At 63.2% G+C, this 22,388-nt stretch carries 24 protein-coding genes; 4 read left to right on the forward strand and 20 right to left on the reverse strand.

Features of this window, described 5'->3' with window-relative positions:
* Positions 1-4: 4 nt before the first annotated feature.
* The 18 genes from EXR94_07320 to sufB form a co-directional block, all read right to left on the reverse strand.
* On the reverse strand, positions 5-1,027 hold the full coding sequence (locus EXR94_07320) for an ABC transporter permease (protein ID MSR02534.1): 1,023 nt from the start codon (positions 1,025-1,027) through the stop codon (positions 5-7).
* A complete protein-coding gene (locus tag EXR94_07325; protein ID MSR02535.1) occupies positions 1,024-2,454 on the reverse strand; it encodes an ATP-binding cassette domain-containing protein in 1,431 nt (476 codons plus the stop codon). Before EXR94_07325 ends, EXR94_07320 begins: the two co-directional genes overlap by 4 nt.
* Positions 2,421-3,206 carry a Nif3-like dinuclear metal center hexameric protein gene (locus tag EXR94_07330; GenBank protein ID MSR02536.1) on the reverse strand — a complete coding sequence of 262 codons (786 nt, stop codon included), beginning with the start codon at positions 3,204-3,206 and terminating at the stop codon, positions 2,421-2,423. Before EXR94_07330 ends, EXR94_07325 begins: the two co-directional genes overlap by 34 nt.
* A complete protein-coding gene (locus EXR94_07335; protein ID MSR02537.1) occupies positions 3,203-4,210 on the reverse strand; it encodes a BMP family ABC transporter substrate-binding protein in 1,008 nt (335 codons plus the stop codon). The genes EXR94_07330 and EXR94_07335 overlap by 4 nt, the downstream gene beginning before the upstream one ends.
* Positions 4,161-4,562, reverse strand: coding sequence for a polymer-forming cytoskeletal protein (locus EXR94_07340; GenBank protein ID MSR02538.1), 402 nt, complete (start codon positions 4,560-4,562; stop codon positions 4,161-4,163). The genes EXR94_07335 and EXR94_07340 overlap by 50 nt, the downstream gene beginning before the upstream one ends.
* 3 nt (positions 4,563-4,565) lie before the next feature.
* Positions 4,566-5,357 carry a M23 family metallopeptidase gene (locus EXR94_07345; GenBank protein MSR02539.1) on the reverse strand — a complete coding sequence of 264 codons (792 nt, stop codon included), beginning with the start codon at positions 5,355-5,357 and terminating at the stop codon, positions 4,566-4,568.
* Complete coding sequence (locus EXR94_07350) at positions 5,354-6,235, reverse strand: ParB/RepB/Spo0J family partition protein (GenBank protein MSR02540.1); 882 nt, start codon at positions 6,233-6,235, stop codon at positions 5,354-5,356. Before EXR94_07350 ends, EXR94_07345 begins: the two co-directional genes overlap by 4 nt.
* Positions 6,232-7,032 (reverse strand): ParA family protein, encoded by an 801-nt coding sequence (locus tag EXR94_07355; GenBank protein MSR02541.1) that lies wholly within the window; start codon positions 7,030-7,032, stop codon positions 6,232-6,234. The genes EXR94_07350 and EXR94_07355 overlap by 4 nt, the downstream gene beginning before the upstream one ends.
* Before the next feature lie 224 nt (positions 7,033-7,256).
* Positions 7,257-9,104 (reverse strand): tRNA uridine-5-carboxymethylaminomethyl(34) synthesis enzyme MnmG, encoded by a 1,848-nt coding sequence (gene mnmG / locus EXR94_07360; protein ID MSR02542.1) that lies wholly within the window; start codon positions 9,102-9,104, stop codon positions 7,257-7,259.
* 91 nt (positions 9,105-9,195) lie between these two features.
* The gene (locus EXR94_07365) at positions 9,196-10,515 is read right to left on the reverse strand and encodes an ABC transporter permease (protein ID MSR02543.1); all 1,320 of its coding nucleotides are present in this window, start codon (positions 10,513-10,515) and stop codon (positions 9,196-9,198) included.
* Positions 10,516-10,519: 4 nt separating this feature from the next.
* The gene (locus tag EXR94_07370; protein ID MSR02544.1) at positions 10,520-11,473 is read right to left on the reverse strand and encodes an ATP-binding cassette domain-containing protein; all 954 of its coding nucleotides are present in this window, start codon (positions 11,471-11,473) and stop codon (positions 10,520-10,522) included.
* Positions 11,474-11,701: 228 nt separating this feature from the next.
* Positions 11,702-11,989: a hypothetical protein gene (locus EXR94_07375; protein ID MSR02545.1), complete on the reverse strand. Its 288-nt coding sequence runs from the start codon at positions 11,987-11,989 to the stop codon at positions 11,702-11,704.
* 6 nt (positions 11,990-11,995) lie between these two features.
* Positions 11,996-12,418 carry a BrxA/BrxB family bacilliredoxin gene (locus EXR94_07380; protein MSR02546.1) on the reverse strand — a complete coding sequence of 141 codons (423 nt, stop codon included), beginning with the start codon at positions 12,416-12,418 and terminating at the stop codon, positions 11,996-11,998.
* Positions 12,408-12,878, reverse strand: a complete 471-nt coding sequence (locus EXR94_07385) for an SUF system NifU family Fe-S cluster assembly protein (protein MSR02547.1) — start codon at positions 12,876-12,878, stop codon at positions 12,408-12,410. The genes EXR94_07380 and EXR94_07385 overlap by 11 nt, the downstream gene beginning before the upstream one ends.
* Entirely contained in the window at positions 12,875-14,143 is a 1,269-nt protein-coding gene (gene sufS / locus EXR94_07390) for a SufS family cysteine desulfurase (protein MSR02548.1), read from the reverse strand. The genes EXR94_07385 and sufS overlap by 4 nt, the downstream gene beginning before the upstream one ends.
* A gap of 5 nt (positions 14,144-14,148) precedes the next feature.
* Entirely contained in the window at positions 14,149-15,453 is a 1,305-nt protein-coding gene (gene sufD, locus EXR94_07395; GenBank protein MSR02549.1) for a Fe-S cluster assembly protein SufD, read from the reverse strand.
* Positions 15,450-16,283 (reverse strand): Fe-S cluster assembly ATPase SufC, encoded by an 834-nt coding sequence (gene sufC, locus EXR94_07400; protein MSR02550.1) that lies wholly within the window; start codon positions 16,281-16,283, stop codon positions 15,450-15,452. Before sufC ends, sufD begins: the two co-directional genes overlap by 4 nt.
* Positions 16,228-17,664 (reverse strand): Fe-S cluster assembly protein SufB, encoded by a 1,437-nt coding sequence (sufB, locus tag EXR94_07405; protein ID MSR02551.1) that lies wholly within the window; start codon positions 17,662-17,664, stop codon positions 16,228-16,230. Before sufB ends, sufC begins: the two co-directional genes overlap by 56 nt.
* Before the next feature lie 187 nt (positions 17,665-17,851).
* Here sufB and EXR94_07410 point away from each other — a divergent pair, with 187 nt between their 5' ends.
* From EXR94_07410 to EXR94_07420, 3 genes are read left to right on the forward strand one after another with little or no spacing between them, the layout of a single operon-like run.
* Complete coding sequence (locus EXR94_07410) at positions 17,852-18,412, forward strand: peptide deformylase (protein MSR02552.1); 561 nt, start codon at positions 17,852-17,854, stop codon at positions 18,410-18,412.
* Between the two features lie 46 nt (positions 18,413-18,458).
* Positions 18,459-19,136: a dienelactone hydrolase family protein gene (locus EXR94_07415; GenBank protein ID MSR02553.1), complete on the forward strand. Its 678-nt coding sequence runs from the start codon at positions 18,459-18,461 to the stop codon at positions 19,134-19,136.
* 25 nt (positions 19,137-19,161) lie between these two features.
* On the forward strand, positions 19,162-19,425 hold the full coding sequence (locus EXR94_07420; protein MSR02554.1) for a ferredoxin family protein: 264 nt from the start codon (positions 19,162-19,164) through the stop codon (positions 19,423-19,425).
* A gap of 162 nt (positions 19,426-19,587) precedes the next feature.
* Here the strand turns inward: EXR94_07420 and EXR94_07425 are convergent, their stop codons facing one another.
* Positions 19,588-20,793 carry an alpha/beta fold hydrolase gene (locus EXR94_07425; protein MSR02555.1) on the reverse strand — a complete coding sequence of 402 codons (1,206 nt, stop codon included), beginning with the start codon at positions 20,791-20,793 and terminating at the stop codon, positions 19,588-19,590.
* 113 nt (positions 20,794-20,906) lie between these two features.
* Here EXR94_07425 and EXR94_07430 point away from each other — a divergent pair, with 113 nt between their 5' ends.
* Positions 20,907-22,058 carry a ribonuclease D gene (locus EXR94_07430; GenBank protein MSR02556.1) on the forward strand — a complete coding sequence of 384 codons (1,152 nt, stop codon included), beginning with the start codon at positions 20,907-20,909 and terminating at the stop codon, positions 22,056-22,058.
* Here EXR94_07430 and EXR94_07435 read toward each other — a convergent pair.
* On the reverse strand, positions 22,055-22,351 hold the full coding sequence (locus EXR94_07435; protein ID MSR02557.1) for a metal-sulfur cluster assembly factor: 297 nt from the start codon (positions 22,349-22,351) through the stop codon (positions 22,055-22,057). The genes EXR94_07430 and EXR94_07435 overlap by 4 nt on opposite strands.
* Positions 22,352-22,388: the final 37 nt, after the last annotated feature.

Below are 22,388 nucleotides of genomic sequence, written 5' to 3' on the forward strand. Positions count from 1 at the left end.
AGCCTCATGACGGCGCCGGACCGGGGCCGCGCCGAACACTCAGCAGCGCCACGACGATGATCACCGCCTGGACGATTGAAACCGCAACCGCCGGCACCCCGGCATCCCGCTGCATGGCGGCCGCGCCGGCGTCGAGCGCCCCGAAGGCCAAGCCGGCCACTACCACCCCGATCGGATCGGTTCGCGCAATCAGGGCAACCGCAATCGCCGTGAACCCGTACCCCGGCGACAGGTTCTGGTACAGGGCATAGGTAACGCCGGATACCTCGAACGCCCCCGCCAGGCCGGCCAACGCCCCCGAGCAGAGCAGCGCCACCGCCACGGTTCGCTCCACCCGAATCCCGCCCGCGAGCTCGGCTGCCCGGGGCGCTTCACCTACGGCCCGCAACCGAAAACCCCAGACGCTCCGCCGGAACACCACCCAGAGCACAACCCCGAGCACCAAGACCAGAAAGAAGCCGGCGTGCAACCGAGTCCCGGAAATCAGTGGCAATCGAACCGAGGCCCCGAGCGCATCACTCTGCGGATAGGTGCCCTTGGCCTCCTGCAGCGGACCTTGAACCGCATAGCTGATCAGGGCCTCCGCCACGAAGTTGAGCAGCAGCGTGCTGATGACCTCGAGCACCCCAAATCGGAACCGAAGCGCCACCGGTACCAGGATCCAGGCCGCGCCACCCAGGACCCCGGCCAGTAGGGTGGCTGTGAGGCCAAGAGGTGCCGGCCAACCGGCCGTGGCCAACCCAACGGCGGTCGCCGCCATCGCCCCGACCGCGAATTGGCCCTCGGCGCCAATGTTGAGGGCGCCGGCCCGAAAGGAAATCGCGAGGCCGAGACCGATTGTTATCAACGGCACTGCTCGAACCATCGTCGCCGAACTGATGGTGTACCACGATTCGAACGCGCCGCGCCAGAGCGCACCTAACGCTGCCCCGGCGTCATAGCCGAGCAGGGCAAGTCCAAGGCTCAGGATGACCAATCCGGCCACGGCGCCGCCGACCGGCACCGCCGCCCGCCGAAGCCAGGTCATTCGCCGACGCCGAGCATCATCGCCCCGACCGCTGATCGAGAAGCCCCGGCGAGCACCGGAATCACCGCGCCACGAACCACGACCAGAACCCGATCGGCCAGGGCCAGGACTTCGTCGAGATCGGTTGAATAGAACACCACCGCGCCGCCCGCCCTGGTATAGGCCCGGAGTTGCTGGTGCACGAAAGCGGTGGCCTGGATATCGAGCCCCCGCGTCGGGTTCTCTGCGACGAGGAGTCGGGGCTTGGCCTCAAAAGCCCGGGCCAACACCACTTTCTGTTGGTTTCCGCCACTCAACGACCGGGCCGGGGCGTCGGAACCGCTGGCTCGAATCCCGAACTCGGTCAGCAACGCGTCCATGCGCCGGCCGGCCGCCGGCCAATCCAACCAGGGTCCTTTCACCCATCGAGCGTCGCCCGACAGGCCGAGCACCAGGTTTTCCGTCAGGCTGAATCCACCGATCAGCCCTTCCGTGGTCCGATCCTCGGGAACGAAAGCGGTCCCGGGACCACCGAGGGATCGGAGCAACTCGCGTTGGCCGTTGCCCTCGACCGCCGCCAGCCCAACGATCTCACCACCCCGGAGCTCGAGACCCGCGATCGTTGGGACGGTTGACCCGCCAGCCGTACCCTCGAGCGGGACAACGGGGCGCGACAGGGGAGCTGCGTCGGCCTCACCGACCATCGCGCGGGCCAACCCCGCCGAGGTGCACTCCTCAACCGGACCGGAAAAACTGACCCGGCCTCGCCGTAGCACGGTCACCCGGTTCGCCACCGCGAGCACTTCGTCGAGTTTGTGGGTAATGAACACCACCGAACCACCACCCCTGGCAAACTCGCCAAGCAGGGCCAGAAGGCCGGCCACTTCTGGTGGAGCCAAGACAGCGGTCGGCTCGTCGAGCAACAAAATCTCGGCATCGGTGGCCAATGCCTGCAGAATTTCAAGTCGCTGTTTGGCGCCGACCGGCAGGGCCTCCGCTCGGATCGACGGATCGAGGCCTTCCCAAAGCCGGCGCCGCAATCGACCCAGGGCCGTGTCGGGGCGCCCGGCGCCCGCAACCGTCCCCACAGCCGCCCCGTAGCGACCGGCCGCGAGCCAGAGATTTTCCTGCACCGTGAGTGCCGGAATGGACGTGAAGTGTTGGTGCACCATGCCGATCCCGAGTCGCTTGGCGCCGGCCGGTTCCCGGAGCACCACCATCTGACCGCGGACGGCAATCGTGCCGTCATCCGGCTGGATGAGGCCAAAAACCAAGTGCATCAGGGTCGATTTGCCAGCCCCATTCTCTCCCAACAATCCGTGAACCTCACCGCGGGCAAGAACGAAATCGGCCCCGTCCAGCGCGATGGCGGAGCCGAACCGTTTCCGAATCCCGTGGAGTTCGAGAACCGGCGTCAAAGTCCCGTCGGATGGTGGTGAAATTCCCATGGCAGATTGAATCGCGTCGCCAGGTGCAGGGCCAGCGCCTTGACACCCACCTGTTCGGTGGCGTAATGGCCGGCGTAGATCACGTTGACGCCAAACTCCATGGCGTCGAAGTAGGTTTGGTGGGCGCCCTCGCCGGTGACGAAGGTATCGAGACCGGCATCTCGGGCCGCGCCGATCCGGGACCCCGCACCCCCGGTAATAATTCCCACCCGCCGGACGATCGGGGGCCCGCCGGGAATCAGCCGGGCCACGGTGCCGAGTGAGGTGTCGAGCAGCTCCACCAAACGGTCCCGGTGCAAGCCGCCCGGGGCCAGGCCGCAAATCCCAAGCGCCGCACCACGGTAGCTATCGAACGGCTGGCACTCGGTCAGACCGAGGCTCGCGGCCAGGACCGCGTTGTTGCCGACCTCGCCGTGCACGTCAAGCGGAATGTGGGCGGAGTAGAGCGGTACATCCGCCCGAAGCAGCCCGGCCAGCCGGCGATAGCGGCGGTCCGTGACCGGGATGTTGCCGTCCCAGAACAGTCCGTGGTGAACCAGCAGCAACGGCGGCGGCGCGAACCGCGAGCAGGCCTCGATCACCCCGTCGATCGTGGCCTGTGAAGCGTCGACGGCGGCCACGAAACCGCCGACCAGACCGGAGTTCTCGACTTGCAGTCCATTGACGGCCCCCGGTTCGTCAGGGACCTCCCGCACTCGGAGGTATCCATCCAGGTAGCCGGCGACCGTCTGAAGTTCGACCGGGGCGCTCATGGGATCGGCGACAATGTGCCCGCGACAATCGAATCGCCGGCCGCCACCACCTTCGCAACCAGCGACGCGGGTATGCTCGCAGCCAGGCCCGGATTGGCCACATAGCGAATCACCCCGCCGGCCAGGCCGAACGACTCCACCTTGGGCACGAAGGTTCCGCTCTTCACCTCCCGCGCCACGGCCAGAAACGCCCGCGGTAAGTCGATGATCGCCGAACCGTAGACTCGCTCGGGAGCCAAGCCACGCTGGTCGGCGTTGGCCCCGAAGACGAACACCCCGGGATGTTCTTTGGCCGCTTGGAAGATTCCCTTGCCCGCCTCATCGGCATTGTGGTGAAACAAATCGACCCCGACTTGGATCATCGCGAGCGCCGCCTCTCGGCCGGCCGCGGCATCGTCGAACGTGTTCAGGTACGCCACCCGGGTTTCCACCGAAGGGTTCATCCGCTGCGCCCCGGCCACCCAACCCTGATACCCGCGTTTGATCGGCGGAAGCTCGATCCCGCCGATGAAGCCGATCTTGCCGGTTTTCGTGAGCGCCCCGGCCATCATCCCGGCGAGAAACGTCCCTTCCTCGATTCGAAACACCAACGGCGCCACGTTCCCCTGGACCCGTTCACCGGAGGTCACGATAAACACGGCCTTTGGGTGCTCGGCGCTCACCCGTTCGGCCGGCTGCTGAAATTCAAACCCGTGGCCGAAGATCAGCGAGTACCCGTCCGCTGCGTAGGCCCGCAGGGCTTCTTCTTGAGCCCCAGGCGTGCGCGCCTCTTGATGGCTCACCACGACGCCCAAGGAATCCTTGATTTGCTGCAAACCCTCAAACGCACCGGCGTTCCAAGCGGCGTCGGCAATGGAACCGGGGGTGATCAGGGCGACCCGAAGCCCGGTCGGCTCGGTGCCCCGCCTTCCGCATCCGAGCACCAGGAAGCCAACCACCAATCCAGCCAGCCGTCTACCCATCAGTCGGTAACTCCGCCGCGGCCTCCATCCGAATGCCTCCATTGAGTTGGCCACCCTCCTGGATCAGGAGCCGCGGCGTCACGATGTCGCCATTGACCTGGGCCGTGGCTTGGACCTCAACCCGTTCGGTGGCGGTCACCGTACCATAGACCACTCCGCCGAGCACGGCTTCGCGAGTCTCGAGATTCCCCTCCACCACGCCGCCCGGCGACAGCAGGATTTGATGGGCCGCGTTGACATTGCCTGACACCCGGCCCTCGATCCTGACCACGCCGTCGGCGCGGAGGTCGCCGGTCACTGCCATATCGGGGGCAACGATTGAGATCGCGTTCGGATCGGCCCGCCGCCGGACGGGCACGCCACTCGGCGAAGGCGGATTGGAAAAGATGCCCATCGGCTATCGGTTCTCCCGAATCAGGGTGAGTGGATCGATCGAAATCCCGTTGTGCCGAATCTCAAAGTGTAGGTGCGGCGCCGATGACCGGCCGGTGTTTCCGGTCCGACCGATCACTTCGCCCGCCCGGATTCGGGCGCCTGGAACGGCCACCACCCGGGACATGTGGCCATACATCGACTGATACCCGTTGGGATGTTGGATCAATGAGAAATACCCGTACTCTTTGTCATTTCCGGTTTGAAGAACGGTCCCGCCGGCCGTAGCCCGCACCAGCGTACCCACCGGCACCGCCACATCGACTCCCGGGTGAGCCTCGTCCGTCGAGTCAGCATTTTGGCCCCGCGTGACATAGCCCCGTTCGTCGAGCGGCCAGTGGCTCGGGATCGATGGGCCGGTTTCATATCGGGGCCGCTCACCGGTAGCGAGGACCAGGACGTCCGGCGCTACCGGCAACACCGACGCCAGTTGCACCGGATCGGGAGCGATGTCAGCGCCGACCATTCGCCGAAGTTTGCCGTAGTTGGCTTCGACCCGATCAAGCGCCAACGCCAGCTCCCGGATCCGCTCATTGTCGATCGTGAGCCGGTCTAACTCCCGTTCGAGACCCGGTACTCGGGCGGCCTGCCGGGCGATCGGCGCATAGAACGCGACCCCAAGCACCAGGAGCACGCCAATGACGATGGCGGCCACGACCCCGAGCCGCAACAACCAGGTCGGAAATCGGTAACCCGCCGACACCAGTTCATCGTCTCGCAACACGGTAATGGTGACGCCGCGCCGCCGGCTGGTCATCCGTCGAAGGGGGCGCCGAGCACGGTCTCGAGCACCCGAGCCAGGTCATCGTTGGAGTAGTAGGAAATCGTCACAAAACCCCGTCCCCGCCGCCGGGCGGTAACCCGAACATCCGTCTGGAGCCGCTGGCGGAGGGCTTCCTCCACCCGGCGAACCTCGGGATCTTGGGCCTTCTCAACCGGATGGCCGGCCTTCTTTCGCCGACCAGGCACTTCGCCTCGCACCCGGGCCTCGAGTTCCCGGACCGACCAGCCGTGCTCGGCCGCGTCCTGGCCCATCCGCGACAACAATTGTTCGTCCGTAAGCCCGAGCAGTGCCCGCGCATGACCCTCAGTCAACGTTCGATGCTGAACCAGTACCTGGATGTCGGCCGGCAGTTTGAGGAGACGAAGCGTGTTGGCCACCGTCGCACGGTCTTTCCCGACCAGCCGGGCCACCTCGGATTGGGCCAAATGAAACTCCTTGACCAACCGCTCGTACCCCACCGCCTCGTCGAGCGGGGACAGGTCGTCCCGCTGCAGGTTCTCGATCAGTGCCAACGTCAACATCGCTTGATCGTCGACGTCCTTGAGCACGGCCGGCACCTTCTGCCACCCGAGCTGCCGGACCGCCCGCCACCGCCGCTCCCCGGCAATCAACTCGTACCGCCCGGCGCCCTTGGCCCGGACTATGATCGGCTGGAGTAGCCCCGAGGCTTCGATCGAGTCAACCAACTCTTTCAAGGCCTCGGGCTCGAACTCCCGGCGCGGTTGATAGGGGTTGGAGTCGATCGCGGCGACGGGAATCTCCCGTAAGGCACCCTGGGCCTCCGCCTGCTCCTTCGACATCGGACCGAGCAGCGACTCGAGTCCTCTGCCTAACCGTCGTGATTCGCTCATGCGCCCTCCATCGGAACGGTAGCGTCCATTCGCTCAACTCGCTTCATCAGTTCCTGGGCCACGGCGATATAACCCTTCGCACCGACCGACTGCACATCGTACATCAAGATCGGCTTGCCAAAACTCGGCGCCTCGGCCAGCCGGACGTTCCGCGGAATAACGGTCTTGAACACTTTGGCGCCGAAGTATTCCTTGGCTTCCTCGGCCACCTGCCGGCAGAGGTTGAGTCGGGAGTCGTACATCGTCAGCAGGACGCCGTCGATGGCCAATTCAGGGTTGAAGTTCTGTTGGACCACCCGCACCGTGTTGAGCAGCTGGGAGATACCCTCGAGAGCGTAGTACTCGCATTGAATCGGGATCAGCACCCCATGGGCTGCGGTCAGCACGTTGAGGGTGATCAAGCCAAGCGAAGGGGGGCAGTCAATGAGTATGAAATCATACGACGCACTGATTCCTCGGAGCGCATCCCGAAGCCGGGTTTCCCGATTCGGCAGTGACACCAACTCAAGCTCCGCCCCAACCAGGTCTTGCGTCGATGGGAGCGTCGCCAAATAGGGGAGTTCAGCGTCTGGAATCGCCGCCTCCGCCGGCGACCTCCCGTCCACGATGACGTCATAGAGGGAGACGCGATCGGTTCCTTTGGGAATCCCAACCCCGCTCGAGGCGTTCGCCTGTGGGTCAGCATCAACCAGGAGAGTCCGTCGCTCAGCGATCGCCAGGGAGGCCGCCAGGTTGACCGCGGTGGTTGTCTTTCCGACTCCACCCTTTTGATTTGCAATCGCGATGATACGGGCCATTGACACCAAAATCAGTAAAACGTTTATTGACAACGACTTACATAGTAACTACCGGGTTTTGTAACCGAGACCTGTCGTCCTGATAAACCTACTACCTATTGATCAATCCGCAATCCGATGTTTCACGTGAAACAGCTTGTTGAGGTTGGTGCCCTTGCACTCGAATGGTTTTGCCGATGGCCGGGAGTTGGTGCGAAGGTGTTTCACGTGAAACGAGCGGCGGCTTACCGACGCCTCTTGGCGATCTCCATCACAAGGGACTGGAGGTCGCTAGGAGAAATACCTGGGATCCTTGACGCCTGACCTAGCGTGGTTGGTTGCCGAGCGGTCAGCTTCTCGCGGGCCTCGAAGGAAACGGACTTCAATGACATGTACGACGAAAACTCCGAAATCTCAAAGCTCTCCATCTCTTCGAGTTTCTTCGCCATCAGCTGCTCCCGGCTCAAGTACCCGGAGTACTTGATCTCGACGTCGGCCCACTCCGACGCCTCGCCGGCACCGAGTCCGGCCGCCTCCAAAAGGGTGGCAAGGGGTACCCCCGGCCGTTTGGCGAGTTCCGCGATCCGCACCGGCTCGGTGATCAGGGAGAGGCCCGCGAGGTCAAGGACTGGATTCGCCTGGTCAGGATGGATCGACCGGCTGTTCGCCCGATCCAATGCCGCTTGTTCAGCTTCGAACCGACTCAGGGCAACCCGTCGTTCGTCCTCGCTATACAGGCCGGCCGAGTCACCGATCCTGAACAAACGCCTGAGAGCGTTATCCTGCCGGAGCATCAGCCGAAACTCGGACCTGGACGTAAACAACCGGTAGGGCTCATCGACCCCCTTGGTCACCAGGTCATCGACCAGAACCCCGATAAAACCGTCCTGGCGCCCAAACACGATGGGGTCGCGACCGAGAGCAGACGCCGCAGCGTTGAGTCCGGCCACGACCCCCTGGCCGGCTGCCTCTTCATAGCCGGTGGTTCCGTTGACCTGGCCCGCAAAGTAGAGCCCCTCAATCGCCTTGAGCCGGAGGGTCCGGTCTAACTGGGTCGGCGGGAAGTAGTCATATTCGATCGCGTAACCGGGTCGGGTCATTTCCACCCGCTCCAACCCCGGCACTGACCGGAGGTACTCGACTTGAACCGAGGGGGGCAGCGACGTCGAAAGCCCGTTGACGTACATCTCGGCGGTGTCGAGCCCCTCGGGTTCCAGAAATACCTGGTGACGAGCGGCATCGGGAAACCGAACGATCTTGTCCTCGATCGACGGACAATACCGCGGCCCGCGGCCACTGATCGCCCCCCCGTATAACGCCGATTCCTTGAGGTGCTCCGTAATGATGTCCCGAAGCCGCTCGCCGGTGTGGGTCAAGTAACAGGGGAGCTGGGACGGATGCTCATGCCGAACGAAGCTCGAGAACCAATAGCCGGCCTGATCCCCATCCTGCCGGGCAAGGCGCTCCAGGTCAACCGTCCGCCCATCGATTCTCGGCGGGGTTCCAGTTTTGAAGCGTTCTATCGTAACCCCAAGAGCCTCAACGTCTTGCGCGATAGCAACCGCCGGTGGCTCCCCGGCCCGCCCGGCTGGAACCCGGGTATCCAACCCGATGTGGATCTGGCCTCTGAGGAAGGTCCCGGCCGTCAAGACCACCGACCGACACCGATGCCGACGGCGATCCATCGTCTCAACCCCAACCACCCGACCCGACTCAATCAGGAACCGGGAGACCGTCCCCTGCGAAAACCGAACGTTAGGCATCCGCTCGAGTTCCAGCCGCACTGCCCGCCGATAGAGCCCCCGGTCACACTGGGCCCGCGGCGACCAAACCGCCGGCCCCTTGGACCGATTGAGCATCCGGAACTGGATCCGGGCCCGGTCCGTCGCCCGACCCATGATTCCCCCCAGCGCATCCACCTCCCGAACCACGGTCCCCTTGGCAATCCCACCAATCGCCGGATTGCAGGACATTTGGCCGATCGTCTCGAGATTCTGGGTCAGCAACAACGTCCGGGCGCCCATTCTGGACGCCACGGCCGCCGCCTCCGCCCCGGCATGGCCACCCCCGACAACCACGACATCGAACTCCATAGGCCGGGAAACTACCCGCCGGCCCGAAAAACAGAAGGGCGGAGGAGATCATTCCCCCGCCCCAGACGACCACCACCTGCCCCCACCGATTTCAGCTGGCTCGAACCCAGCGCCACAAGTCCTTGGCGGAGGCCTTCTTGCCGTACGACAAGATCCCCACCCGGTAGATCCGGGCGGCCATCCATACGATCAGCAGCAGGCCAGCCACCGTCGAGGCAATCGACAGCAGCAACTCCCCGATCGGAATCGGGGCGATCGAATGCCGGACCGGTACAACGAACGGAGCGAGCGGGGGAATCAAACTGAGAACCCGCGCCAAGGTGCCGTTCGGCTCGTTCAACAACGCGAACATACTCATCAGGCCCATGATGATGAACAACATCACCGGCATTTGCGCCTGTTGGGTCTCTTGGATCGTCGTGCACATCGAGCCGATGGCCGCGTAGGCCGCCGAGTACAGTAAGAACCCGAGCGCAAAGTAGATCAAGAAAATCACCAACAGGTCGGTGGGCATCGACGGCAACATGAACGGCATCCCGCCGCCGGCTGCCGCCGACACCCCAAAGGCCTTCATGATCTGCGGCTGAAAGTCCCGTAGCAGCTTTGCCGCCGTCGTCCACACCCCGATCTGAAGCATACTGACCAGACCCACCCCGACCACCTTGCCGAGCAACAACTGAAACGGCGTCAAACTCGACACCAGGATTTCCATGATCCGGTTCGATTTCTCCTCGATCACCGACGACATCACCTGGGTGCCGTAGAGCAGCAACGAGATGTAGAGAATGAGCCCCATCGCGTACGCCAACGCGAAGGTCGCCCCCCCGCTCTCATTGGTAAGCTTGCCCTCCGACACCTTCCGGGTTTCCAAGCTGAGCGGCACCACCGCACCGAGAGCCACGACCGGGTCCACGCCGGCCCGCTGGAGTCGCTCCGTCATCATCACCGGGTTCAGGATCCCCCGGAGATCCTCCATATCGCGAGGACTCCCGACATTCACGCCGAGATAGCTTGCCTGGCCCTTGGCGATCCCGCTCTCGGATACCATCACGATCCCATCGATCGACCCCTCCGCGCGGTTCGAGAGGCCCGTCATCCGGACCAAAGAATCCCGAACCTCCTCCGCTCGGGTCCCGGCCACCACCAACGTGAGGACAAACTTGGCCTCCGCGTCCGCCCCCGACCCCTTCTTGGCCGCGGCCAAGGCCGTCGTGACCTTGGCGCCGAACTCGCCGGTACCCGCATCGATGACCACCACCTTCCGGCCGGTCGTCTCGCGACTGAGCAAGAGTGCCGGCACCACGGCCATCCCGACAAAGAAGACTGGGCCAAGCAGCGTGCCGATTACGAACGCTTTGGTGCGAACCCGCTCCACAAATTCGCGACGAATTACCGCAAATATTTTGTTCATCGGATTACGACTCCTCTCGGATGGCAAACGGACGGGCCCCGTCGACCCCGACTCGCGCCTCGAAAATCGATTGCAGCGACGCCTCCATGACCTGGAATCGGGAAAGCCCCACCCCTTCCCGAACCAACGCCTCGAGCAGCCGGTCACCCGACTCGTTGGCGGCCAACGCCACTTCGGCCGTGGCCCCAAAATCCGATACCTTCGACACCAGGGTCCGGTCCGCCAACACCCGCGCGGCCCGTTCCGCATTCCTGGTGTACGTCAAAGCCACGTGCTGCCCTCCGAACTCCCGTTTGATCTCTGCCAACGTCCCATCCACTCGCTTCTCCCCATGAGCGATGATCACGATGTGATCGCACATTTTTTCCGCGTGCTCCATGATATGCGTGGAGAACAACACGGTCCGGCCCTGCCGGGCAATGTCCACCACGATCTCCCGCATCGTCTTGCTGTTGACCGGGTCGAGGCCGCTGAACGGCTCGTCGAGGATGACCAACTCCGGCTCGTGAAGAAGCGCCCCGATGAACTGGATCTTCTGCTGCATCCCCTTCGAAAGATCTTGAACTTTCTTGGCCGTCCAATCACTCAAATCGAGGCGCGCCAACCACTCCACTGCCCGTTTCCGGGCAACCGCCCGCGGGATCCCCTTGGTCTCCGCCAAGAAGATGATCTGATCAATCACCTTCATTTTCGGGTACAATCCGCGCTCCTCAGGGAGATACCCGATCCGGGACGAAAGGCCGCGGCTCCCGGCGGTCGATCCCAGCACGGCCACTTGACCCTCGTCGGGCATGAAGATGTTCATGATCATCCGAATCGTGGTGCTCTTGCCCGCGCCGTTCGGGCCCAGCAAACCGAAGATCCCACCTCGCGCCACTGTCATCGACAGATTCTTCACCGCCGTATGTCCCGAGAACCGCTTGGTTACTCCGTTGACGGCAATTACCGTCTCCGCCATCTGGTCCGTACCTTGAGTTGAGTGTGCCAGCCGCTCCTACTGTTTGCCGCTGCCAGTCCCCGCACCGGCCATCTCGGAACCCTCCGGCTTCATATCAAACCGTCCGGATCGAAGATCGACTCAATGGCGCAGCTGAACAACCGCGCCATCGAAAAAGCCAGCGGCAGGCTCGGATCGTACTTGCCGGTTTCAATGATGCTTTACATGTCGCCGTCGTATTAGATACTACTACAAAACCAAGTCCGTCAGTCGAATGACCGGCCCAACCGCCGCCGCCTTAGGGATTAGGAGAGTGCGGTGCATCACCTGGACCCCGAACCTCAGCTGCCGCTTGAGCCAGGTGATCCGGTCCAACGCTTCGGCACTCGTCTCTCGGACCGCCACGTCATGCAATACCACACCCCGGGGCGTGGCCTCGTGGTAACGCCCGACGTAGGTCCTGCCCGCCTCATCATCCAACACCACCGTTATCCCGTGCAGCTCCTCGTGCCCCGGATGAAACACATGGCCGCTCATGGCCGGCTAGGCTACACAATGAGCGGAAAACGCCGCATTCAGCTCCGCGGCGATCGCCTCGGGACCCCGCCCCTCGATCTGATAGCGGTGGAGGAAATACACCACCGCACCGTCCTTCAACAATGCGACGGACGGCGAACTCGGCTGATAGTCAGCGAAGTAACTCCTCGCCCGGGCCGTGGCCTCCAAATCCTGGCCGGCAAACACGGTGAACACACTGGCCGGTGTCACCGGACCCTGCAGCGCGCGCGCCAGCCCCGGCCGAGCCGAGCCGGCGGCGCACCCGCACACCGAATTCACGAATACCAGTTGAGTCCCGGCAGGATCACCAAGGACCTGGTCAACCTCGGCGACCGTCCGAAGTTCCTTCACGCCCAATCCGGTCAATTCCGCCCGCATCGGCCCCACCAAACGTTCCTCATACGGCATCTGGTCTTCCCCCTGTTCCGTCCTCGACGGCCTTCATCATGGCGTGCCACGCGAGTGTGGCACACTTCACCCGAATCGGAAACGCGGACACCCCCGCAAACGCACTCAAACAGCCCAAGGCCTTTCGGGCTTCTTTCTTGTCATCGCCGGTTATCGACACCTTCCCGGTAACCACCTGATGAAATCGATCAAACAGCGCCCGGACCTCGGCCAAGGGCTTCCCCTTGACCGTCGTGGTCATCATCGACGCCGATGCCTTTGAAATCGCACAACCCTGGCCCAGAAACGAGACGTCCGTCACCACCCCGCCCTGAACCTCGACCCACACATTGAAGACATCACCGCAGAGCGGGTTGCAACCTTCGGCGTGGCCGGAAACTGCCGTCGGTTGCCGAAAATTCCTCGGCGACTTGTTGTGGTCGAGAATCAGGGACTGATACAACTCATCGAGGTCGCTCACCGCCCGAAGACCTTTTGGGCCGCCGCGACACCGGCCACGAGCGCATCCACCTCAGCGGCGGTGTTGTAGGGCGCAAAGGAGGCCCGAACCGTGGAGGTTACCCCGAGCTTGGCCATCAGCGGCTGGGCGCAATGGTGCCCCGCCCGGACCGCCACGCCATGGGCGTCGAGCGCCGTCCCCACGTCGTGCGGGTGGACGCCATCCACCGAAAAACTCACCACCCCTACCTTCGGCGTTGCCTGACCATGAACGCGGACCCCATCGAGCCCCTCCAGCCGTTCCACGGCCTGCGCCACTAATCCGTCTTCGTAACGCCGGGCTGATTCCCGATCCCACGTGGCCAGATACTCGATGACCGCCCCGAGGCCAAACACCTCGCCGATCGGCGGAGTCCCCGCCTCAAATCGGGCCGGAGGCGGGGCGTACGTCGATCGCGAAATTTCGACGTGTGCGATCATTCCCCCGCCGCCCTGCCAGGGCGGCATCCGCTCCAAGATCCGGCTCTGCCCATGGAGGACCCCCAAGCCGGTCGGTCCGAACAGTTTGTGAACCGAATAGGCGTAAAAATCACAACCAAGCGCCTGCACGTCGATTTCGAGATGGGGCGCCCCTTGGGCCCCATCCACCACACAAATCGCCCCCATCTCGTGCGCCAGCGCCGCCACCCTGGCCACGGGCACGACCGTCCCAAGCACATTAGACACGTGGCAGATGGCGACGATCTTGGTGCGATCCGACCGCTCCCGCTCGAACCAGTCCAGATCCAACTCGCCCCGATCGGTACAGGGAATCGCCCGAATCCGGGCCCCCGTTTGCTCGGCCACCAACTGCCACGGCACCAGATTCGAGTGGTGTTCCATCTCGGTGACAAAGATTTCGTCGCCGGCCCGCAGCACCGACCGGCCATAGCTCTGCGCCACGAGGTTGATGCTGGCCGTGGTCCCGGCGGTGAATACGATTTCATGCGCACCGGCGGCACCCATGAACCGAGCGGCCAGCGCCCGCACCGACTCATAGCGCTCCGTAGCGTCTTGGCTGGTCGAATGCACGCCTCGGGCAACGTTGGCGGTCATCTCCCGGTAATACACTAGTAACGCGTCGACCACCGCGTCCGGTTTGAGAGCCGTCGCAGCGTTGTCGAGATAGGCAATCGGATGCCCTCTGACCGACCGAGCCAGCATCGGAAAATCACCCCGGACGGCCAGCGGATCCCACCGAGCGCCGGTTGCCGCAGGGGCCGCCCCGGTTACCACCGCATCCGGCATCACGGCTACCGAGCGACTCCGAGCCGCTCGTACACTACGTGATTGAGCGCGGACCGGATCGGTTCGGAGGTCACTTCGTTCAGGACCTCGGCGGCGAACGCATGGGTCAGCAATCGCCGCGCGACATCGGCGGGGATGCCCCGGCTTTGGCAATAGAACGCCGACATCGGATCGAGATTCCCGACGGTGGCACCGTGGGTGCACCTCACATCATCGGCAAAGATTTCGAGCTGCGGCTTGGTATCGACCCTGGCTGAGTCAGAAAGGAGTAAGGTCCGGTTGGTCTGCTTGGCATCGGTCTTTTGAGCTTCCGGCGTCACGAAAATCTTGCCGTTGAAAACCCCGTGCGCCCGGTCATCGAGAACGCCCTTGTAGACCTCCCAACTCCGACAATTGGGCTCGTCGTGGTAGATCGTCGTATGGGTATCGATGAGCTGATCGCCCCGGCCAATATACAAACCGTACAGCAGGGCCTCGGTATTCGGTGCGCCGAGCCTGGTGTGAAGGTTGTGCCGAGCGAGCGCCCCACCCATGGCCAGCGAGAACGAACGATAGTGACTGTCGCGCGCCTGGTCGACGTGAGTAAACCCAATGTGGTACCCAGCTTCGCTCTCGCGCTGAATCCGGCCATGTTCGACCCAGGATCCGGCCCCCATCGACACCTCGGCCACTGCGTTAGTCCAATAGCGGGTCCGATCCGAGAGCGAGACATAGCTCTCAACCATCTGCAAACGCGACCGCTCGCCGGCCACGACCAAGACTCGCGGATGCGTCACGATCCCGTCAGCCGCCGCGGAGCAGACGAACACGATGTGGACCGGTACCAGGACCTCGGCGCCGGGACTGGTCCGAACCACCACTCCGTCCCGCGCCAAGGCCGTGTTGAGCGACGTGAACGGCGTCTCATCCGGTCGGACATGCCGGCCGAAGTGCTGCTCCATGAACTGCGGCTCGGCGGCCAGAGCCTCGGAAATCGTCGTCACAGTCAGTCCCGGCTCGGTCGCCGCGTTGGATAACGACGAGTCGAACCGGCCATCGACGAAGACCAACCGGGGCCACTCGGCGTGGTCGAAGAGAAACGGCGCCAGGTCGGCCAATGACAGCGCCCCGGGCTTGGCCGGCGCGACAAAGCCACCCCGGGCGATCGGAGCGACGGAGGTGAAACGCCACTCTTCGTCCTTCGTCGACGGAAAGCCCGACTGGCGGAAGCCGTCGATTGCGCCTTGGCGAATCCCCTTCAACCAATCCGGCGCCTTGGCTCCACCGTTGGCCGCGGCAGCCTCGAACTGCCGAACGTAACTCTCGATCACGTCACGGCCTCGGCTACCCCGGTGAGCCACTCATAGCCCTTGGCCTCGAGTTCCAAGGCCAACGATTTGCCGCCCGACTTGATGATCTGTCCGTCCGCCAAAACATGAACGAAATCCGGGACGATATGGTTGAGGAGCCGCTGATAATGAGTCACGACCACATACGCATTATCGGGACGCTTGAGTGCGTTCACCCCGTTGGCCACGATCCGAAGGGCGTCGATGTCGAGCCCCGAGTCCGTCTCATCCAGCAAGGCGAGTTTGGGCTCGAGCACGGCCATTTGGAGAATCTCGTTCCGTTTCTTCTCACCGCCAGAGAAACCCGCGTTGACGGCCCGCTGCATGATCTCCGCGCCCCACTCGACCAGCTTGAGCTTCTCCTCGAGGAGGTCGATGAAGTCGATCGGGTCCATTTCCTCCAACCCCCGAGACTTCCGAAGCGCATTGTAGGCAGCTCGGAGGAAATAGGCATTGGTCACACCCGGAATTTCCACCGGATACTGGAATGCCAAGAACACGCCGGCTTGAGCCCGCTCTTCGGGCTCCAGTTCGCTGAGATCGATTCCGCCGAACAGGATTTGCCCGCCAGTGACCTCGTAGGCCGGGTGGCCCGCAACGACCTGGGCGAGCGTGCTCTTCCCGGAGCCATTCGGACCCATGATCGCGTGAACCTCGCCGGCGTTGACGACGAGATTGATTCCTTTGAGGATCTCCTTGTCGGCCACACCGGCCCGGAGATTCTTGATTTCGAGTAGAGGTGCCACTGCACTGCTCCTATCCGACGCTGCCTTCGAGACTGATCCCCAACAGCTTCTGAGCCTCGACCGCAAACTCCATTGGGAGCTCGCGGAAGACCTCTTTGCAGAACCCGTTGACGATGATGGAAATTGCGTTCTCCGTGTTGAGCCCTCGCTGCCTCAGGTAGAACATCTGATCTTCGCCGATCTTCGATGTCGAGGCCTCGTGTTCAACCGCGGCGGTCCGATTCTGGACGTCGATATACGGAAACGTGTGGGCGCCACAGCGATTCCCGATCAACATCGAGTCACACTGGGTGTAGTTGCGAGCCCCGTCCGACCGCGGCATCATTTTCACCAACCCGCGATAACTATTCTGGCCCCGTCCCGCCGAGATGCCTTTCGACACAACCGTGCTCTTGGTGTTCCGCCCAATGTGGATCATCTTGGTTCCGGTATCGGCCTGCTGCCGCCCGTTGACCACCGCCACCGAGTAGAACTCCCCGATCGAATGATCGCCTTGCAGGATCACCGATGGGTACTTCCAGGTAATCGCAGAACCGGTTTCGACCTGCGTCCAGGAGATCTTGCTGCGGTCGCCCGCACACTTCCCTCGTTTCGTCACGAAGTTGTAGATCCCGCCCTTGCCGTCTTCGTCCCCGGCATACCAGTTCTGAACCGTTGAGTACTTGATCGTGGCCCCCTCGAGTGCCACCAGTTCTACCACAGCCGCATGGAGCTGGTTCTCGTCCCGTTTGGGAGCGGTGCATCCCTCGAGATAGCTGACGTAGGCCCCTTCGTCCGCGATGATCAGGGTCCGCTCGAACTGTCCGGTGTTGGCCGCGTTGATCCGGAAGTAGGTCGAGAGGTCCATCGGGCAACGGACTCCCTTCGGGATGTACACGAAGGACCCGTCGGTGAAGACCGCCGAATTGAGGGCCGCGAAGAAATTGTCGCTCGTCGGCACCACTGACCCGAGGTACTTCCGAACCAGGTCAGGGTGCTCGCGCACCGCCTCGGAGAACGAGCAAAAGATGATTCCCATCTCGCCGAGCTGCTTCTTGTAGCTGGTGCCGACCGACACGCTGTCGAACACGGCATCGACCGCGACGCCGGAAAGGATCTTTTGTTCGGTGAGTGGAATCCCAAGCTTCGTGTAGGTCTCCAACAGCTTCGGATCAACGTCGTCGAGGCTGCCGAGCGGCTTGGTGGTCTTGGGAGCCGAGTAGTAGACAATCCGCTGATAATCGATCGGAGGATACGTGACGTTCGGCCAATGCGGCTCCGACATCTTGAGCCAACTCCGATAGGCCTTGAGCCGCCATTCCAGCAAAAAGGCAGGCTCGTTCTTCTTGGCCGAAATCAGACGGATGACGTCCTCGTTGAGACCCGGCGGGAGCGATTCGGACTCGATGTCCGTCACGAACCCCCACTGATATTCCCGGTTGATCAAGGTCTCGACCGACTCGCTCACGGCTACTCTCCACCCAGAAGATTCGTCTCGAATTCGAAATCCTAAGTAAAAAGGTCGGAATTGTCAAACGGGGCCTGTCAGGCCAGGGTGCGGCGGCAGCATGACCTCCTGCGCCCAGCGCGTGGTTGTTTATAGTACTACTATGAGACATCTTGCCAGAAACAGCCGACCTCCGAGATTAGGTGACATGACTATCCATCGAATTCGACTCCTTGGAGACCCGGTCCTTCGGGCCCGATGTGAGCCAATTACCCAGCCCGGCTCCGCGGCCGTCCGAATGATCGTGGACGACCTTCGGGATACCCTCCGGGATTGGCAGTCCCGCTTCGGAACCGGCCGCGGCATTGCTGCGCCCCAAATCGGCGCTCCGGTCCGGATCATCTACCTCGAAATGGACCGCCCGTGGCCTCTGATCAACCCCGAGATCGTCGACATCGGCACCGAAGACTTTTCGGTCTGGGATGACTGTTTTTCTTTCCCGAATTTGCTGATCCGGGTCCACCGAGCGTATCGGGTTCGGGTCCGTTACCAAGACCTCAAGGGCGAATTTCACGAGGTCGATCTCGAGGGCGATCGGGCTGAGCTCCTCCAGCACGAAATCGACCACTTGGACGGGGTTCTGGCCGTGGATCGGGCGCACGGAATGGACTCATTCTGCCTAAGAGAGGAATGGAACCGTTGGTACACCTCCCGCGATCGCTCTGGAGAGCCCGAACCACGCCATGAGCAATTGACGGCCCATATCTGAACCGCCCGATTGTTATATTGGCTCTCCCCGCCGACAGCGAGCCACAATGGGCGAGATCGTCAGATATCCGGCCAACGGCCACTCAACCACCGGCTACTTGGCCAAGCCGGCGTCTGGAATCGGCCCCGGGATCCTCGTCATCCCGGAGTGGTGGGGCTTAGTCGACCACATCACCGCAGTGGCCGATCGGTTCGCCGCCGCTGGATATGTTGCCTTGGCGCCCGATTTCTACGACGGTGAAACCACTCAGAGTCCTGATGCGGCGGCGAAGCTCTTTATGGCGCTCAACATCGACCGAGCAGGAGCCGACCTCCGCGGCGGAGCCGATTACCTGCTCGCCTGCTCAAAGAGCCTGTCCGGCAAGGTCGGCGCACTGGGGTTCTGCATGGGGGGCCAACTCGCGCTCTACGCGGGAATGGCATACCCAGACCGAATCGGGTGCGTGGTCGACTTCTACGGGATTCACCCCAAGGTCCCGATCGACCCAGCCCGCCTCCGGGTCCCGGTGCTCGGTCATTTTGGCACCCGAGACGGTTCCATCCCGGCCGCGGCCATCGCCGACCTAGCCGAGGCAGTCAACCGAGCAGGGGGACAATTCGCACCCCATTACTACGAGGCCGACCACGCCTTCTTCAACGACACCCGACCCCAAGTCTACCACCCTGAGGCGGCCCGATTAGCTTGGGAGCGAACCGTGGCATTCCTCCGCCTGCACTTGGGCTAAGACGAACTGAAATTGGAGCAGTCGGATGACGTACATCATCACAGAAGCGTGTATCGGAGTGAAGGATCGGGCCTGCGTCGACGTTTGCCCGGTTGATTGCATCTACGAGGGAGAAGACCAGCTCTTCATCCACCCGGACGAGTGCATTGACTGCGGTGCCTGCGAGCCCGAATGTCCGGTCAGCGCGATCTTCCCCGAGGAAGAGGTGCCCGAGAACATGGCCCCCTCGATCGCGAAAAACAAAGAGGTATTCACCTCCCCGACGCCACCCGGCCGGCCCAAGCAGTAACGGCCGGTCGGCGTTTCCCCAGCGACGCCTGCCCCGGGATCGGTATCACCCGACCCGGGGCACAGGAATGGACATCCGTACTGCGGCGTGGCGGTGACACGGGAAGATTACTCGTGTTCGAGACCGCCTACCGATCAAGACGCTCAAGCCCGCCGGATGGTTTCATCGCAGACTCTGCAAGAACTTGAGAATTGCCCGGGTGGTAGGCACCGGCTGCTCGATGCACGGCAGGTGTCCCGATCCAGGAATCTCGACAAGGCGGGACTCGGGAATGATTGCGGCCATCTGTTCCGACACGCCGGGCGGCGTGATGATGTCCTCTTGACCCACCACGACGAGGGTCGGAATCCCGACTAGTCCTGACAACAACGGGGAGCTGTCCAACCGCTCCCGCATCGCCGTGAGGGCCCCAATGATGCCAGGAACCGGGGCTCGGAGAATCATCTCGCGCACCGACTCGATGATGTCGGCCGGCACCGTGGTGGTGAAGAACCGCGGCAACATCGCCTCAGCGGCGGCGATCGCCCCCAAATCCCTGACTTTCGCCACCAATCCATCCCTCGCCTTCCGGCCCTCCGCGCTGTCTGCCTCAGCCCGGGTATCCATCAGCACGAGACCCCGCACCCGGCTTCGATGCCGCCGGAGAAACTCGAACGCCACGTAGCCACCCATGGAAAGTCCGCATAACACGACCCGATCCTCGCCAAGGGCATCCAGCAGCGCGGCCAAATCATCGGCGTACATCGCCATCGAATAGCCCAGATCGGGGGCATCCGATCGGCCCATGCCTCGAAAGTCATAGGCAATCCGCCGGTATCCGCTCAGAGTGTCGAGCTGGTGGCGCCAAATAGTCCGGTCGAGGGGAAAACCATGGAGGAACACGATCGGCAACCCGGAGCCGCGCGTCTCCACCGCCAGGCTGACGCCGTTGACCGTGATTCGGTCGATCGGGTCGGCACTGGGCCGGGCGCTGTAGAACCGGCCAACCGCGTCGGGAACCGGTTGCGGTTGCCCGTACTGATCCACACACACGAAGAGGAACTCGGCCGTGGCCAACGCCGTGTCATCGGTGATTCGACGGGCCGTTTGCCGGATCGTAAAACTGGTCCGGCCCCAATGAGTCAGCACCTGCTGGAACCGGAGCGACGCACCGACCCGGACCGGGGCGTGAAAGTCGAGGACGCTCCGTCGAACCGCCGGCCAGAGCGCGTCGCGGGTAAACACATCGACCCCGGGGCCCCGCTCCAGTTGTTCCCAGCGGGCCCGTTCAAACAATTTGAGGAATGCCCCATGGCTCACGGTCCCCGCCGCGTCGCAGTCGTCGGGGTGGATCGTGAACTCGACGTCGGCTTCCGGGATTCGCGTCAATCCGACTCGCTTCTTTTTGAATTGGACCAGGCCATCAAAACTACGCCAGGGGTGGCCCTCGTCGCTACTTTACCCTGACCCCCTGACTGCAAGCTGCTTGCCGGAGTCCTCCGATGTCCTCCAGAACCGCCCCAGACCCCCTTTTGATCGCCGACCGGCCGGCCTTTGAAGCCTTAGTGACTGGCTGGCAGCGCGAAGCGGTCGTCGGGATGGATACCGAGGCCGCCAGTTTCCATCGATTCCGGGATCGGGTCTACCTCCTCCAGTTATCGACACCTGAGCAGACCGTCATCGTTGACCCAGTCGGAACCGGCGGCCTCGAGCCGCTGCGTCCCTGGTTCGACCATGGCGGCACCCAGTTCATCTTTCACGACGCCGACTACGACCTGCGGCTGATGTATCGCGAAGCAGGTCTTCGGATCCGTGATTTGTTCGACACCCGGGTCGCCGCCCAATTCCTCAACCTGCCCGGCATCGGCCTTGGGGCGATCTTGGAGAGCCGGTTCGGGATTCGAACCGACAAACGATTCCAGCGGGCCGATTGGTCAGCCCGGCCGTTGACACCGGACATGCTCACCTATGCGGCCACGGATACCCACTACCTCCCCGACCTCCGGATTGCCTTTCTCGGCGAGTTGGACGCGATCGGTCGGCTCGCTTGGGTCGAGGAAGAGTGCCGATTGCTGACCGCCGTGGAGTGGCCCACCCAGGAACCGCCGGAGCAGACCTTCCTTAAGATCAAGGGAGCCCGTGACCTCAATCCCCGAGGCCTCGCTGTGCTCCGGGAACTCCACGTCTGGCGGGATGGCGTCGCTGAGCGGCTCGACCGGGCCCTGTTTCGCGTCCTCGGCAACGAGGTGTTGATTGCCCTGGCCGGCGAACCGCCTCGCGATCTCAAAGGGTTGGAACGGATCCGGGGAATTGGGCCGGATAACGCGGCCCGACGCGGGCCGGAGATCCTGGAAGCGATCGAGCGGGGATTGACCGTACCGGACGCCGATCTCCCAGCGTTTCCGCGCCATCCGCGCTACCGGCCGGACCCGGCGTTCGATGTCCGAGTTGAGCGGCTGAAGACATGGCGAGCGGCGTTGGCCACCCGAATCAACCTGCCCCCGGGCCTGCTGGCACCGAACGCGACCCTCGATGGAGTGGCCCGGGCGGTCCCGACGAGCCCCGAGGAACTCCTGTTGGTCCCGGGAATCCGGCGATGGCAGGTCGGCGAGTTCGGAAAGGAAGTGATCGCGCTGGTTAGCGCGAAGGCCTAGCCCAGGAAGGCCCGGACGCGAGGGTCCATCCGCTCCGGGGTCCAGTAGGGCTCCCAGACGAGTTCGATCGCAGCGCTGTTCACCCCCTCGACCTGCTCGACAACCAGCCGGGCGTCCTCCATGATTTCCGCCCCCGACGGGCATCCCGGCGAGGTCAGGGTCATCTTGACGTGGGCGTCTCCCTGTTCGGAGACCTCGATGTCATAGACCAGCCCGATGTCCACGATATTGAGACCCAATTCGGGGTCTTTGACTTGCCGAAGCGCTTTGCGAACGATCTCAGGAGTCACCATACCCTCAAGGTATCGATCTGCCCCGTCTTGGTAAAGC

It is taken from the genome of Gemmatimonadota bacterium (genome assembly GCA_009692115.1).
Classification (GTDB): Bacteria; Gemmatimonadota; Gemmatimonadetes; order Gemmatimonadales; family GWC2-71-9; genus SHZU01.

Excerpts from the sequence above, each read along its gene's own strand:
- EXR94_07365 (MSR02543.1), bottom strand. The coding sequence starts at position 10,515 with ATGAACAAAATATTTGCGGTAATTCGTCGCGAATTTGTGGAGCGGGTT.
- EXR94_07340 (MSR02538.1), bottom strand. The coding sequence starts at position 4,562 with ATGGGCATCTTTTCCAATCCGCCTTCGCCGAGTGGCGTGCCCGTCCGG.
- EXR94_07420 (MSR02554.1), top strand. The coding sequence starts at position 19,162 with ATGACGTACATCATCACAGAAGCGTGTATCGGAGTGAAGGATCGGGCC.
- EXR94_07370 (MSR02544.1), bottom strand. The coding sequence starts at position 11,473 with ATGGCGGAGACGGTAATTGCCGTCAACGGAGTAACCAAGCGGTTCTCG.
- EXR94_07335 (MSR02537.1), bottom strand. The coding sequence starts at position 4,210 with ATGGAGGCATTCGGATGGAGGCCGCGGCGGAGTTACCGACTGATGGGT.
- EXR94_07350 (MSR02540.1), bottom strand. The coding sequence starts at position 6,235 with ATGAGCGAATCACGACGGTTAGGCAGAGGACTCGAGTCGCTGCTCGGT.
- sufS (MSR02548.1), bottom strand. The coding sequence starts at position 14,143 with ATGCCGGATGCGGTGGTAACCGGGGCGGCCCCTGCGGCAACCGGCGCT.
- EXR94_07380 (MSR02546.1), bottom strand. The coding sequence starts at position 12,418 with ATGCCGTATGAGGAACGTTTGGTGGGGCCGATGCGGGCGGAATTGACC.
- EXR94_07410 (MSR02552.1), top strand. The coding sequence starts at position 17,852 with ATGACTATCCATCGAATTCGACTCCTTGGAGACCCGGTCCTTCGGGCC.
- EXR94_07325 (MSR02535.1), bottom strand. The coding sequence starts at position 2,454 with ATGGGAATTTCACCACCATCCGACGGGACTTTGACGCCGGTTCTCGAA.
- EXR94_07355 (MSR02541.1), bottom strand. The coding sequence starts at position 7,032 with ATGGCCCGTATCATCGCGATTGCAAATCAAAAGGGTGGAGTCGGAAAG.
- EXR94_07375 (MSR02545.1), bottom strand. The coding sequence starts at position 11,989 with ATGAGCGGCCATGTGTTTCATCCGGGGCACGAGGAGCTGCACGGGATA.
- EXR94_07320 (MSR02534.1), bottom strand. The coding sequence starts at position 1,027 with ATGACCTGGCTTCGGCGGGCGGCGGTGCCGGTCGGCGGCGCCGTGGCC.
- EXR94_07330 (MSR02536.1), bottom strand. The coding sequence starts at position 3,206 with ATGAGCGCCCCGGTCGAACTTCAGACGGTCGCCGGCTACCTGGATGGA.
- mnmG (MSR02542.1), bottom strand. The coding sequence starts at position 9,104 with ATGGAGTTCGATGTCGTGGTTGTCGGGGGTGGCCATGCCGGGGCGGAG.
- EXR94_07435 (MSR02557.1), bottom strand. The coding sequence starts at position 22,351 with ATGGTGACTCCTGAGATCGTTCGCAAAGCGCTTCGGCAAGTCAAAGAC.
- EXR94_07430 (MSR02556.1), top strand. The coding sequence starts at position 20,907 with ATGTCCTCCAGAACCGCCCCAGACCCCCTTTTGATCGCCGACCGGCCG.
- EXR94_07415 (MSR02553.1), top strand. The coding sequence starts at position 18,459 with ATGGGCGAGATCGTCAGATATCCGGCCAACGGCCACTCAACCACCGGC.
- EXR94_07345 (MSR02539.1), bottom strand. The coding sequence starts at position 5,357 with ATGACCAGCCGGCGGCGCGGCGTCACCATTACCGTGTTGCGAGACGAT.